The following is a 13636-nucleotide window of genomic DNA, read 5'->3' on the forward strand; positions in this document are numbered from 1 at the left end:
TTATTAATTAGTCAATTAACCAAGACACAGGTGTACAAGGAGCTGCTTTATCTGTGTTTATGCATATAGACTCCGATAAAGTAACTTGATGTATCAACGTATTCGACTTAGGTTCTGTATAGGTTTTGGTTTCACTACTTGGGTTCCACCCACGTAAAATCAGTGACTCTTGATTCTGTGCTTTTTTCAACGTGCTGAAGTGCAGCTCACTATCCCACGTCAATAGACTATAATTATCAGGAAAAACAATATAATGAGGATTCGTTTTAAATTGAGACCAACCGGAATCTAGGTAACCAAATGCAGGTAAACGCCAATGCTCAATATCACGCCATAGTTGAGCACTTTGGCCATTTTCTATCGGCAATACAGCAAAATGGAAATGATGAAGCCCCTGAATTTGTGATTCCGGTGACGGCAAAACCATACCTGATGCACGCCCTGGCCGCCAAGTTAGTTCTGCTTGGCCTAGCCAACCCACACTGCGCAAAAGTGTTATTCTTATCATGTCAGGTTGATTGGCTGGGATTTCATACTCTCTTAGTCCTTCAGTAACGATACAAATACCTTTTTTATCATCATGTTGCATTACCAGACTTTGCATTGGATAAAGCGCTGTTGGTGCCTCTACCCAATTTTCACTTTGCCAAATATCCATATTGGCTGGATTATTTTCTCGCTGAATCAAACCAAAAGGTTGGTCTGCAAAGTGAAATGTCTGTTGAATTTCCGTAGGAATTTCAACCTGAATTCGATGGTCTTCAATGGTATTATCAATTGTGATTTCAACATCTAGCCATGCCTTATCATGAGGTAAAGAAACCTGCATTGTGGCAGATAAACGCGCATTAACCTGTTTGGTTTGGCGGGCAATTGCATTCTGTGGTACTGGAATTCGCCAATTTAGAATAAATGAATCCATTAACGATGCTCTTACACAGTTAAATTGCTGTAAGTGTCCATCACTACTAATTAACCAATCATCTTCAGGTGGCGAATAGTTATAATTATCTCCTTCGTCCCCACCATCAATTAATCTAAGAATATTTGGGTATTGTTGTTGATTACGTTTATCAGTTAATAACAATCGCCCTTGGTGCAGTTCAAGTTTCAGCCATTCATTCTCTAATGTATTTTCAGTTTGAATGTTTTGTTGAATTTCAAAACCTGAATTTTCCCCTTCAACCAAATAAAAAGTCTGATAACCACATGAAGGTAACTCTTTCACTTCAAGCAAGACTTCGCATTTCCGGTACCATGTCGTTGTCGTACTATTCGCCAATTCTTGTACAATCAAAGACATATCTTGTTTTTCTTCATGAATAAGTTGCCAGCGGCAAGGTTTTCCTGCATCGTCTTTAATACAAAAATCATTTTCAGGTGTATAAAGTGTAATACGAACTTGAGCATCTCTTTTATGTGGCAACGAATTGAAAATGATAATTTTTTTACCATCTTGTTTTGCTTCAATCCCGCGAGCAAGCATCTTCATATTAAGGTCAAACAGTTGATTTGCACTTTCTAAACCATCTTGTAAGCGTGCTTTCACCATGCTATTAACACGATCAGAATTACATCCGCCGATACTATCATGAGCGTGTGACTGCATAGCTTTACGCCAAATATTGTCAATCGCAGTTTGTGGATAAGGTAAACCAAGCCGCCAGTTAATGGATAGAAGAGGCTCAAGTTGTTGACTAACAAATTGTTCTAATTTTGCATTTAATAATTTAATGTCCATTCGAGTAGAAAAAATACCACGATGTACACGCATATATTTCGGGCTCAGCAATTCACCATTAAATTCAGGTAGTTCAGTGCTATTTGCTTGTAAAGCATCAAAAAATGCACTGAAACTACTTTTGACAAAATAATATTCCTTTTGAGCTTTATTTAATTGCTCAAGCATCGCAGGTACGGCATATTCAAAAGGGGATTGGTCATTACCATTAGGTAGTAATATTTGGTCTGAGTGAGCAAAACGGGCTTGTTTTTCCAAGATAGCAGGTAAAACGGCAGAGGCTTTTTCTGGATTATCAGGTAACCATTTCGCGCAGCCGTAGCCCCAAGGTAATACAGCAGTAGCCACACTATGACCTGACTGCGATTTCCAAATAAATTCACTACTTGCGACATCATGTTCACACCATCCACGCCATACGACCGCATGTTTGATACCAAACTCTTGCAAAAACATAGGTAGCTGTGCACTTTGTCCAAATGAATCAGGCACATAGCCTATTGGCATATAACCGCCCCATTGCTCACAATCTACTTTTCCCAACAGTAAGTTTCGCGTGATAGATTCCGCTCCAACGACTAAAAAATCAGTTTGTGTGTACCAAGGGCCAATAAGAATTCGGCCTTGTTTAATTAATTTCTGTAAGCAATCACGCCTTTCTGGTGCAACCTGTAAATAATCTTCCAGCACCACGGTTTGCCCATCTAAAACAAAGGGGCCAAGAGAAGGATCTTCTTCTAAATGTTTAATTAAATCATTCATGAAATAATAAAGAACAATTTTTGAATCATTCTCAGTGAAATACCATTCACGATCCCAGTGCGTATGTTGAATTAAATGTACCGTTTTCATTTTATGACCTTAAAATATTTTTAGCAGAACAGCCCCGTCACGTTATTCACGCTAATTAATACTGTACGACATTATTAAAATAACTCTCTAATTAACGACCGACTTTAAATTTAGGAATAGCTGTTTCTGTTTTTTTAGTTTCTATCGTTTCATTACCACGAAATATTAATAAAGAGCCAATAGTAATAATTGCAGATCCCACAGCAACCGATAATATATATATCGGCCATTTATCTACGGCTAACCACCCATAAAATCCCGAAATAGGAGCATGATTTATCGCACCTAGACCGACCGCCATAGCTGCACCTGTTGCTGCACCAATAATGTTAATGATAATAATCTTTGGATTAGCAAGAGCAAATGGGATCGCGCCCTCAGAAACGCCAATTAACCCCATTAGCGTAGAAGCTTTTCCTGCTTCTCTTAATGATTCAGGAAAACGTTTTGACCAAATTAGCGTTGCTAAACCGATCCCAATTGGGGGAATAATAATAGCAACTTGAGCTGCTGTATTTGGCTCGTAAATTTCCGATGCTAATAATGCCATTGCAGTGGTTACTGCGGCTTTATTAACCGGGCCACCAAGGTCAAATCCAACCATTGCGCCAATAACGGCAGCAAGAATTACTTTATTAGATCCCGACATTGATAAAAGCCATTGCTCCATACCATGATTAAGTGCCGCTAAAGGTGCACCAATCACAAATGCCATAATAATACAGGTGAGTAATGTACCACCTACTGGCAAAATAAAAATCGGTCCTGCTGATGCAAGTGATTTTGGTAATTTCGTATATTTAGCTAACAAACGTACAATATAACCAGCAATAAACCCTGCTGCTAAGGCCCCTAAAAACCCGGTGCCTAAATTACTTGCCAACAAACCACCGACCATTCCAGGCGCTAAACCAGGCTTATTCGCGATAGCAAAGCTGATATACCCCGCGACGATAGGTAACATAAGAGAGAGTGCTAATCCTCCAAAACCATCAAATTTATGAAGCACTTGGACGACGAAATTTGTAGCTTCCAGATGGCTAGAATCCCAAATATTATCAATACCATATAAAGATGCACCAATACGAGATATCCCCATAATCACTGCACCTGCGATAACAAATGGCAGCATCCATGACACACCCGTCATAATGGCATTTTTTATTTCCGTACCAATGCCTAGTTTCGATGTTCCATTAGACTGCCCCATTTTTCATTTCCTCCTCAATTGCATCAATAATTGCATCGCCATACTTGATTGGGTCTGCAACACTGCATTCAAGCTTAATCATCCCATTAAATCGCTCCTTATTAATAACAGCGACATCAGCAGCCAAAATGACCGCATCTGCTCTTGCTAAATCGTCACTGGTAATCTCATTTTCAATTCCCATACTCCCTTGAGTTTCAACTTTAATTTCATGGCCTCTTTTTTTTCCTATGATATCCAACGATTCAGCAGCCATATATGTATGAGCAACACCAGTAGGACAAGCCGCAACACAAACAATAAACATAACAACTCCTTAAAATTTAATTCAGACAATAAAAAAAGCACAATGGCATAAATGCGCATTGTGCTTTTTAAAGGCAGCTAAAGGTAAAGAAATAATATTTCCAGGTGCACCACTAGAATGACGACAAATCATTATGTGGCGCAAACTGGACACAAGGAATAAAAAGATCAATTCGTGACGTTTACGAATATTTAATGATATTAAAGGATTAACATAAGCATTTCTTTCTAATTTAGTTAAATCGCTATCAAATACAGAAATATAAAGCTTCTGTGCACTCTGCCATAACTGCGACCAATTAACTGAGAAATCATTTTCAGATTGATTAGAATTCTCAGATTCATCTTTTTCAAGGGAAGCAATTGGTACAAACCAGCAAATTTTGCTTAATAAAGCTTTCATTTTGCTATCAAGTGATAGCAAAAATAAAATGCAGCCTTTAAAAAATAAAGCAAAATGTAAAGACATAGTGTCCCCCTTTAGAAACTAGTACCATTCTAAACGTATAAAATAGAAAATTACTGTGATTCCACCCTCATTTATTAAATTAAATAAAAATATTAATGGCTATTTTCATTTTTCAATAAAAACCTGATTATCAAAGATTTATCTAAAATAAATTTTTTAGATAAATAATAACCTCACTGAAAACCTAAAAGTATAATAATCTAAGAATTTCGCAATACTATTAATTATTAATCTGAGCTTTTTATATTAATCCAATAGAAGCTATTTTTATATGTTTTTATATAGAATGTCATTTTTCTTATTGGCTAAATTTAAAGAGATACAATGAAACAAAAAAATCAAAAAACAATTAATTTAGGATAGAGGAATATAATAATTCGATTGATACCCCTAAAGCACCTAAATGATATTACTCAATATAAGATTATAAAATAACGCATAAATGAACATTAAAAAATTCAACCTTATCAATCCATTAGTCACTTTCATACTCATTTTTCTTAGCTATATCATTAAAAAATTTAGAGTGAATGCATCCTTGAACAAAAATCATACGAAAAGAGAATCTAATGCTGTAAAATTATAGATAGAAGCAATAATCTCCAATAACTCGTAAAAAACAACCATTACTGGTTCTTCTTGTTAGAGGTAATTGAGTGCTTAGATTGATATCTATCATGGGAATGCACAAACAATCATTTTACCACTTGCTGTATCGATTCAATTCGAGTTAAATTTAGAGTATCCACAGGATCTATGAACCTAGAAAACAAGTCATCACTCTCGTGTAAAATTTGTTTTTCGCATTGATAGGGAGAAAATGCAAGTTGCTACTAGCGTTCGAGTTGACTATCCCTATAATGTAGGTCAGCAATAATTCATTTTTAATTTGAGTGTACTGATAGGAGTTTTAGCTATGGCTGTAACTAAACTGGTTTTAGTAAGACACGGTGAAAGTGAGTGGAACAAAGAAAACCGCTTCACAGGTTGGACTGATGTAGAACTGTCCGATAAAGGCCGCGAAGAAGCAAAAATTGCAGGCCAACTGCTAAAAGACGAAGGTTTTGTGTTTGATTTTGCTTACACTTCCGTTCTGAAACGCGCTATTCATACTTTATGGAATATCCTTGATCAAGTTGAACAATCATGGCTACCCGTTGAAAAAAGCTGGAAATTAAATGAACGCCACTACGGTGCTCTGCAAGGTTTAGACAAATCAGAAACCGCGGCAAAATACGGTGACGAACAAGTTAAATTATGGCGCCGTGGTTTTGCTATCACACCTCCAGACCTAGAAAAAGATGATGAGCGTTACCCAGGGCACGATCCTCGCTACGCGAAACTGTCAGATAAAGAATTACCCGTTACTGAAAGCTTAGCAACCACTATTGAGCGTGTCGTTCCTTACTGGGAAGAAGTCATCAAGCCTCGCGTTACTAGTGGCGAGAAAGTCATTATTGCCGCTCATGGTAACTCTCTGCGTGCTTTAGTGAAACACTTAGACAACTTAAGTGAAGATGAAATTTTGGAATTAAACATCCCAACTGCGGTACCAATGGTTTATGAGTTCGATGAAAACATGAAACCAATCAAACGTTACTATTTAGGTAACCAAGATGAAATTGCTGCAAAACAAGCCGCAGTAGCAAACCAAGGTAAAGCGAAGTAATTATTAACTTTATCTCTAAATATTGAAGGGCTAAGCCATATGCTTAGCCCTTTTTTCTTATCCATTTACTTCTATTCCTCAAAAAAACTTAACTCACAGTGTAAGAAATCCCAATAACCGATTATTATAGGGAAAACACATTGAAAGGTTGATAAAACAATAAAATGAACAAATTTAATATGTATGTTTGGGTTGGCCTTGTACTTAGCGCCAGTATCTTGGGTTCCCTGCTGTATATGATCCAAGGTGGCGAATTAGTCGTTGATGGTTCAAATGGTGCTGCTAATGCCGAGCTGATGAAAACCTTAATGATCATTGCTTGTATCAGCTTCCCAGTACAAATTATTAGTATGATGGTGATGACTTATAAACCTCGGTTATCCATTGTCCTTGCCGTACTCAGTAGCCTAGCATTAATGCCAATCACCATTGTATTTACCATGGGAATGATTTTCTCTGCGATCCGCTGGCGTTACCATCAGTTAACCCAATTTGATACCTCTTTAAATGTTCAATTTGACCAACGCGTTGAGTTCAACAAACGCAATAACCGTATTTTAGTTGTTGCACTTGGCTTAATCAGTATCACCTTTATTATATTAAGCCAAAGCTTAGGGATGTTCCTGTTTGTTTTCACCATTTTCCTTGGTTACTTTGGCAAAAAAGCGGGTGATGGTGTCTATTTAGCGATTAAAGACTCATATTTCTATATTCGCCCAAACATTTTCGCTTACTGTTATCGTATTCCATTAAAAGAGGTGGAATATACAAAAGGCGAGAAAGGCAAAGTACATTTTGATGTCCAGACCGATACTGAACGATTGCAATTAACGGCAACTCCGGCAAATGCAACACCTGAAGAACAGTCAAAATTGAATACCTTCATTAACCAAATTCAAAAAAAACAGTAAGTGGGCGACACAATGACTGCCGCTTGACAAGCCGGCAGTCGTTACGATTAATTTGCGTTAGGTATCATAGGCATTACAGGTGGAGTCAAGTTAATAATATTCACTTCATTAGGAGAACCTATACTAATAAAGTGATTATCTATGAACGAGACAGTCCATTCTCCCAAAATATCTACTGGAGAAAAACCACTATTCCCACTTAAATGAAGTGTACTATTAGGATTTTTAATTGCATATTCTTTAATAGTTTCATTAATAATAGAAACTATTCTTTTATCTTCTTTAACTTTATCTTTTAAACTTGATATAAATTCATTGTAATATTCAGTGCTAGGAAATGATTCTTTGTCCGATACATAGTCTGCCTCATATTCTAAAATTGATTTTTCAATGCGGGGGATTCCTTCCCGAATATATTTAACATCCTCCATATAATTATAGACATTATTGGAAATATATCCATTATCGTTATCTATTTCTGCATTCATTAAATTAAATATATATTCAACTTCATACTTGAAATCATTATTTAATTTAGGTCCAGAAATATTCGCTTTCAAATCATACCAAATTGCTGAATTCATTGAAGGATAGTTTTTGCGAGACAAAATAGGCACTTCATCTAATTGACTTACCTTTTCAGCGAGAGGGCGGATTTGTTCTAAGATAGCCGTTCTTTTATCTGGGTTTTCAATGTACTCATTCATTAACTCAGATACCTTAATATTATCCTTATATTCACTTGCTCTTATGTTAAGATAATCATTTAACGAATCAATATATTTAAATGAATCGGTTTTATCTTTATCATTCCCCCAGCCTCCTCTAATGCTAATATCAATATCATTATTCAGCCTTACACGATCTTCCTCTAACTCTTTCCTAGCATTCATAATACTTTCTTGCATTATTTCTGCATTCTCTTTCAATTTATTAGAAAGCACTCTAAGATTGATTTCATAATTAATTCTTGATTTATCAGTTAATGCCATTTTATATACTCCTTTATATGAAAACTTAACTAACTTTAAAGAATGCCATTAATAAAAATGACAAAAAAATAATAATGCAGCTTAGAATAAAAAACTAATTTATTTTTTGTATGATAAAAAATATAAAATTCCATCGTGCTGTATATATATAAAAAAAGCCAGATATTAAAATATCTGGCTTTATGTACTTATTATTCTTAAATTATTTATTTCGACGAGCGATCACCGCATCTGATAACTGACGCAATACTTTTTCAGTATCACTCCAACCAATACACGCATCCGTCACACTTTTACCGTAAACTAATGGCTCATCAGATTCGAGATTCTGGTTACCTTCAACAAGATTACTTTCAATCATAATCCCTGTAATCGAACGGTCACCTTGGCGGATTTGCTCGCTAACGTCCGTCGCCACTTCCATTTGTTTCTCGAATTTTTTGCAGCTATTTGCATGGCTAAAATCAATCATGATACTAGGCACAAGCCCCGCTTTCTCTAGCCCTTCACGGACTTCTTGCACATGCTTAGCACTGTAATTTGGTTCTTTACCACCACGTAAAATAATATGGCAATCTGGGTTTCCGCTGGTGTTCACTATCGCAGAGTGGCCCCACTTGGTCACTGACAAGAAACAGTGGGCTGAACGCGCTGAGTTAATTGCATCAATGGCAATTTTAATTGTGCCATCTGTACCATTTTTAAAACCAACAGGGCAAGATAAACCAGACGCTAGCTCACGGTGAATTTGTGATTCAGTGGTTCGAGCACCAATAGCTCCCCAACTCATCAAATCTGCCACGTATTGTGGACTGATGACATCTAAGAACTCACCCGCAGTTGGTAAGCCTTGGTTATTGATTGTCAGCAATAATTCACGAGCAATACGTAAACCTTCGTTAATATCAAAGCTACAATCCATTTTAGGGTCATTAATTAGCCCTTTCCAACCCACCGTTGTGCGTGGCTTTTCAAAATACACGCGCATCACAATTTCCAGAGAACCTTTTAATTCCTCACGTAATTTACCCAAGCGCTCTGCGTATTCTAAAGCCGCTTTAGTATCATGAATCGAGCAAGGGCCAATAACTACCACTAAACGGTCATCTTTACCGGCTAAAATATTGTGGATTGCCAGGCGTGCTTCATGAACGGTAAACGCAGCTTTGTCGGTTGCTGGAAATTTTTCAAGTAGAGCAATTGGTGGTAATAATTCTTTTATTTGTTTTATTCTGACGTCATCGTTCTGATAATTCATACCTGTATATCCAATGTTTATTATTTTTACTGTAGTTGATTTACATGCCAAATTTATCCAAGTTGGTTTCGCCCGAACAAAGCGCAGAGTAGACAGCTGAATTCCTTCACTGTACTCGAAAGGATAAAAGATAATTAGCATCGAAATTTTAATCTAACCGTTCAACAGACATCTGTAAACAGGCAAGCGCACGATAAAACTAGGACTTTATTAGTAGTCAATTATAAAATGAGGTGAAATGTTGAAATTTAGCATAATAAGTAGGCAGAACTGGCATTTTTCAGAGCAAATAATAACTAAAACAGCTAAATGGCGATAATGCCACTTTAGCTGTTTTAGATGATTTTTTCTGTCTAAGTACGAGAAACAGGCAAAGAGCCGTTTTCTTTTGCTGATTTTATCCAAAGTCTAGAGCCATTTAGGGCGATACCTAATAAAATTAAGTATTCTAAGGACATGGCATAAACACCTTGAATAAAGAAAATTACAATACTGATGACGTTAATAATGACCCACAACAACCAGTTTTCTACATATTTACGTGTCATTAAAATCATCGCGACAACGGAAAGAATGGTCATCGTCGAATCCCAGAATGGGAAGGCATCAGGTTCAATTGCAGGCATTGCGAGGTTAGCGCCAAATAGATTTAATAACTCGACGGCCCATCTCGCCAGCACACCAAATACCGAATCAATATTAAATGTCAGATAAATAATAGCGATAACTGAAATAACCAATGTTATAGCTGCTTTTGGTAAGCTCAACCAACGAATTTTTAGCTCTGCTTGCTGCGAACTAGTAACTCTGCTCCATGCGTACCAGCCATAGATATTGGCGACAAAGAAAAATATCTGTAACAATAGATTTGCATATAGCTGAATTTGAAAGAAAATAACTGCAAACAGAGAAACGTTAATTAACCCAAATAGATAATTAATCGTTTTTTCTAGACTCGCAAGTAGAATACAAAGTAAACCAGCAATGGTCCCCACGGCTTCAATGTAAGATAAATCATAAACTGATCCCCAAAGTGGGATCTGCACTAACGTATTGGCTGTACTAAAGAAATCCATCCCAAAATCCTTTATAAGTGTTCGTTAATGTTGTATTGCTCAGTATTTCATTGAAATTGTATTTTATTATTTTAGACTCTCTGCAAAATCTAGCATCTTATTTAATGGTCGTAATGCTTTTTCTCGTAATATTTCACTGACTTGAATTTGATGGTCTTGCGAATTCCCTTCTAAGGCATCAGCAATCGCTTTTAAGCCATTCATTGCCATCCAAGGGCAATGTGCACAAGTTCGACATGTTGCGCCCTCACCAGCTGTTGGAGCGATATAAAGCGTCTTCTCCGGGCAAGCTTGCTGCATTTTGTAAAAAATACCTTTATCCGTCGCCACTATCATCGATGGGTTAGGTAAATTTTGTGCTGCTTTAATTAACTGACTTGTAGAACCGACCGCATCTGCAAGGTCGACTATCGCTTGTGGCGACTCAGGGTGAACCAATACCGCAGCTTCAGGGTATAGGGCTTTCATTTTTTCTAATGATTGTGTTTTAAATTCATCATGAACGATGCAAGCCCCTTGCCAACACAGAATATCAGCCCCGGTTTGTTGTTGGACATAACGCCCAAGATGGCGGTCTGGAGCCCAAATTATTTTTTCACCTAAGCTATCAAGGTGCTCTATTAATTCAACAGCAATACTGGATGTGACTACCCAATCAGCCCGAGCCTTTACTGCTGCTGAAGTATTAGCATACACCACCACAGTCCTATCTGGATGCTCATCACAAAAACGGATAAATTCTTCTTCAGGGCAACCTATATCAAGGGAACATTGGGCTTCTAATGTTGGCATTAAGACTTGTTTTTCTGGGCTGAGAATTTTTGCTGTTTCGCCCATAAATTTCACTCCAGCAACAACTAAGGTAGATGCCGAATGTTTAGCCCCAAAACGCGCCATTTCAAGTGAATCTGCAACACAGCCCCCAGTTTCTTCTGCAAGAGCTTGAATTTCAGGATCAGTATAGTAGTGTGCAACGATTACCGCATTTTTCTCCACCAATAGCGACTTAATCTTCTGCCGATAAAATTCTTTTTCATCCGAGCTTAATCGTGCTGGTTTTGCTGGGAACGGATAAACTGACTGGTCAAAATCGATAAACACGCTCATTGGTTGCCTCTGTTTAGCAAAAAGCGATTTTATTACCTTATTCAAGTTTAAAACCGCAAGTTTACACACATTTTGTTTTATATACTAAACAAGATACCCCACTTGGCTTAATAAGTCTCCTTTCTTTTCACTCATTAGAGAACCTTTTATGGCTTTGCTTTAGCTTTTTTACGCTTTTTAGGTTTGAATCTTCGCTTTTACACGCCTTTATCGGTATCGTAGCCATCCTTACTTAATTCATTAGGTCAGTTATGGAACCACCTGCATCTTTAATAAATAAAATTATCTCTATTTCATTACTCGATCCAAGAATTGAAGCTGTCGTATTGACGGGGTCACGTGGTCGAGAACAAAACATTGATAGCTACTCAGATATTGATATTGAGTTGATTGGTCATGGTACAACTGAAATATTTAATCAAAAGTCTTGGGTAAATCAATTTGGTAAACCTTTAGTTGCTCTTCATTTACTAAATCAGGAAGAAGATGCACCTGACTGGCCAACCTGTTTGGTTATCTTTGAAGAAGGCCGTAAAGTGGATTTCACATTTGCCGAACCTGAACGACTATCAAAGATGAAGCAACAAGGTCTAGATGCCACTTTTTCCCGTGGTTTTACTGTATTACTAGATAAAACAGGGATCACTGAAGGCTTACCTGAAAATATTAATCAACAAATGTTAGCACCACCTCAATTAACGGCAGAACAATTCACTGAAGTTGTCTCTGATTTTTGGCATGAAGCTCATCAAGTCACGATAGCATTAACTAGAGACGAATTGTGGGTCGCGTGGGCAAGAAGTGCTGATATGAAACAGTATTTTCTGCAATTAATAGAGCAGTTAATCTTTATCAAAAATGGTTCAATATGCGACGTTTGGTATAAAGGGCGTAATTATCATGAGTGGATGCCTAAACCCTATATCGAAGCACTAGAAATTATCTTTAATTGTGGGACGACACAGAGCGCAGCATTGTCTCTTCAGTGCTTAATGCGTTGCTTTAATGAAGTAGCTACCGAGCTCGCTAGCCTTCAAGGCTTCAATGATATGCAGCTTATGGCAGAAAAAATGCAAGAACTGCTTATTGGCATTTTGCAGGATAACGCCCTACTCCCTGAAACACTGTAAAATAAGATAAATATAAATGAAGCACAGCAAAGGAATGCGGTGCTTTTATTGTTGTGAGCGATTAGACAACTAAGTACTTACTTAGGTAAATATTACTTGGATTGCTTGCTTGATAATAGCTTGAAATGGTGGGTCGTGCAGGATTGAAATCCTTCGGATTTGCCCTACGGGCTAAACCTGCAACCAGCTTGTCGAGGTCTGGCTTAACGACTGAGTGTTTACTTAGGTGATTGTTAAATTGGATTATTTGCTTAGGAATGCCTTGAGATGGTGGGTCGTGCAGGATTGAAATCCTTCGGATTTACCCTGCGGGCTAAACCTGCAACCAGCTTGTCGAGGTATGGCTTAACGACTGAGTGTTTACTTAGGTGATTGTTAAATTGGATTATTTGCTTAGGAATGGCTTGAGATGGTGGGTCGTGCAGGATTGAAATCCTTCGGATTTGCCCTGCGGGCTAAACCTGCAACCAGCTTGTCGAGGTATGGCTTAACGACTGAGTGTTTACTTAGGTGATTGTTAAATTGGATTATTTGCTTAGGAATGCCTTGAGATGGTGGGTCGTGCAGGATTGAAATCCTTCGGATTTGCCCTACGGGCTAAACCTGCAACCAGCTTGTCGAGGTATGGCTTAACGACTGAGTGTTTACTTAGGTGATTGTTAAATTGGATTATTTGCTTAGGAATGCCTTGAGATGGTGGGTCGTGCAGGATTGAAATCCTTCGGATTTGCCCTACGGGCTAAACCTGCAACCAGCTTGTCGAGGTATGGCTTAACGACTGAGTGTTTACTTAGGTGATTGTTAAATTGGATTATTTGCTTAGGAATGGCTTGAGATGGTGGGTCGTGCAGGATTCGAACCTGCGACCAATTGATTAAAAGTCAACTGCTCTACCGACTGAGCTAACGACCCATC

The 13636-nt window shown here is 37.7% G+C and carries 11 protein-coding genes and 1 tRNA gene; 3 read left to right on the forward strand and 9 right to left on the reverse strand.

Features of this window, described 5'->3' with window-relative positions:
- Nucleotides 1–7: 7 nt before the first annotated feature.
- The 4 genes from FVA72_RS15830 to FVA72_RS15845 all read right to left on the reverse strand — a co-directional run bounded on the left by FVA72_RS15830 (nt 8) and on the right by FVA72_RS15845 (nt 4578).
- Nucleotides 8–2593 carry a glycoside hydrolase family 38 C-terminal domain-containing protein gene (locus FVA72_RS15830; protein WP_110591347.1) on the reverse strand — a complete coding sequence of 862 codons (2586 nt, stop codon included), beginning with the start codon at nt 2591–2593 and terminating at the stop codon, nt 8–10.
- Nucleotides 2594–2684: 91 nt separating this feature from the next.
- Nucleotides 2685–3803: a PTS fructose transporter subunit IIC gene (locus FVA72_RS15835; RefSeq protein WP_004256743.1), complete on the reverse strand. Its 1119-nt coding sequence runs from the start codon at nt 3801–3803 to the stop codon at nt 2685–2687.
- Nucleotides 3790–4110 (reverse strand): PTS fructose transporter subunit IIB, encoded by a 321-nt coding sequence (locus FVA72_RS15840; RefSeq protein ID WP_004256746.1) that lies wholly within the window; start codon nt 4108–4110, stop codon nt 3790–3792. The genes FVA72_RS15835 and FVA72_RS15840 overlap by 14 nt, the downstream gene beginning before the upstream one ends.
- Nucleotides 4111–4131: 21 nt before the next feature.
- Nucleotides 4132–4578: a hypothetical protein gene (locus tag FVA72_RS15845; protein ID WP_004256749.1), complete on the reverse strand. Its 447-nt coding sequence runs from the start codon at nt 4576–4578 to the stop codon at nt 4132–4134.
- A 916-nt stretch (nt 4579–5494) separates the two neighbouring features.
- Between FVA72_RS15845 and gpmA the strand changes: the two genes are divergently transcribed.
- On the forward strand, nt 5495–6247 hold the full coding sequence (gpmA, locus tag FVA72_RS15850; RefSeq protein WP_004256752.1) for a 2,3-diphosphoglycerate-dependent phosphoglycerate mutase: 753 nt from the start codon (nt 5495–5497) through the stop codon (nt 6245–6247).
- Nucleotides 6248–6411: 164 nt separating this feature from the next.
- A complete protein-coding gene (locus FVA72_RS15855; protein ID WP_004256754.1) occupies nt 6412–7158 on the forward strand; it encodes a hypothetical protein in 747 nt (248 codons plus the stop codon).
- 47 nt (nt 7159–7205) lie between these two features.
- On the opposite strand, the gene FVA72_RS15860 is transcribed toward FVA72_RS15855, so the two are convergent.
- From FVA72_RS15860 to nadA, 4 genes are all read right to left on the reverse strand, one after another.
- Entirely contained in the window at nt 7206–8150 is a 945-nt protein-coding gene (locus FVA72_RS15860; protein ID WP_110591346.1) for a hypothetical protein, read from the reverse strand.
- A gap of 202 nt (nt 8151–8352) precedes the next feature.
- The gene (gene aroG / locus FVA72_RS15865) at nt 8353–9408 is read right to left on the reverse strand and encodes a 3-deoxy-7-phosphoheptulonate synthase AroG (RefSeq protein ID WP_036957937.1); all 1056 of its coding nucleotides are present in this window, start codon (nt 9406–9408) and stop codon (nt 8353–8355) included.
- 353 nt (nt 9409–9761) lie between these two features.
- On the reverse strand, nt 9762–10484 hold the full coding sequence (gene pnuC, locus FVA72_RS15870) for a nicotinamide riboside transporter PnuC (RefSeq protein WP_004256760.1): 723 nt from the start codon (nt 10482–10484) through the stop codon (nt 9762–9764).
- A 66-nt stretch (nt 10485–10550) separates the two neighbouring features.
- Nucleotides 10551–11591 (reverse strand): quinolinate synthase NadA, encoded by a 1041-nt coding sequence (gene nadA, locus FVA72_RS15875; protein WP_004256768.1) that lies wholly within the window; start codon nt 11589–11591, stop codon nt 10551–10553.
- Between the two features lie 251 nt (nt 11592–11842).
- Between nadA and FVA72_RS15880 the strand changes: the two genes are divergently transcribed.
- Nucleotides 11843–12721 carry an aminoglycoside 6-adenylyltransferase gene (locus tag FVA72_RS15880; protein ID WP_110591345.1) on the forward strand — a complete coding sequence of 293 codons (879 nt, stop codon included), beginning with the start codon at nt 11843–11845 and terminating at the stop codon, nt 12719–12721.
- An 836-nt stretch (nt 12722–13557) separates the two neighbouring features.
- Here FVA72_RS15880 and FVA72_RS15885 read toward each other — a convergent pair.
- Nucleotides 13558–13633: transfer RNA gene (locus FVA72_RS15885), tRNA-Lys, on the reverse strand.
- Between the last annotated feature and the right edge of the window lie 3 nt (nt 13634–13636).

Source organism: Providencia sp. PROV061 (assembly GCF_011045655.1).
Classification (GTDB): Bacteria; Pseudomonadota; Gammaproteobacteria; order Enterobacterales; family Enterobacteriaceae; genus Providencia; species Providencia hangzhouensis.

Coding starts and splice junctions, on each gene's coding strand:
- FVA72_RS15840 (WP_004256746.1), bottom strand. CDS start 4,110: ATGTTTATTGTTTGTGTTGCGGCTTGTCCTACTGGTGTTGCTCATACA.
- aroG (WP_036957937.1), bottom strand. CDS start 9,408: ATGAATTATCAGAACGATGACGTCAGAATAAAACAAATAAAAGAATTA.
- FVA72_RS15845 (WP_004256749.1), bottom strand. CDS start 4,578: ATGTCTTTACATTTTGCTTTATTTTTTAAAGGCTGCATTTTATTTTTG.
- FVA72_RS15860 (WP_110591346.1), bottom strand. CDS start 8,150: ATGGCATTAACTGATAAATCAAGAATTAATTATGAAATCAATCTTAGA.
- pnuC (WP_004256760.1), bottom strand. CDS start 10,484: ATGGATTTCTTTAGTACAGCCAATACGTTAGTGCAGATCCCACTTTGG.
- FVA72_RS15880 (WP_110591345.1), top strand. CDS start 11,843: ATGGAACCACCTGCATCTTTAATAAATAAAATTATCTCTATTTCATTA.
- nadA (WP_004256768.1), bottom strand. CDS start 11,591: ATGAGCGTGTTTATCGATTTTGACCAGTCAGTTTATCCGTTCCCAGCA.
- FVA72_RS15830 (WP_110591347.1), bottom strand. CDS start 2,593: ATGAAAACGGTACATTTAATTCAACATACGCACTGGGATCGTGAATGG.
- FVA72_RS15855 (WP_004256754.1), top strand. CDS start 6,412: ATGAACAAATTTAATATGTATGTTTGGGTTGGCCTTGTACTTAGCGCC.
- FVA72_RS15835 (WP_004256743.1), bottom strand. CDS start 3,803: ATGGGGCAGTCTAATGGAACATCGAAACTAGGCATTGGTACGGAAATA.
- gpmA (WP_004256752.1), top strand. CDS start 5,495: ATGGCTGTAACTAAACTGGTTTTAGTAAGACACGGTGAAAGTGAGTGG.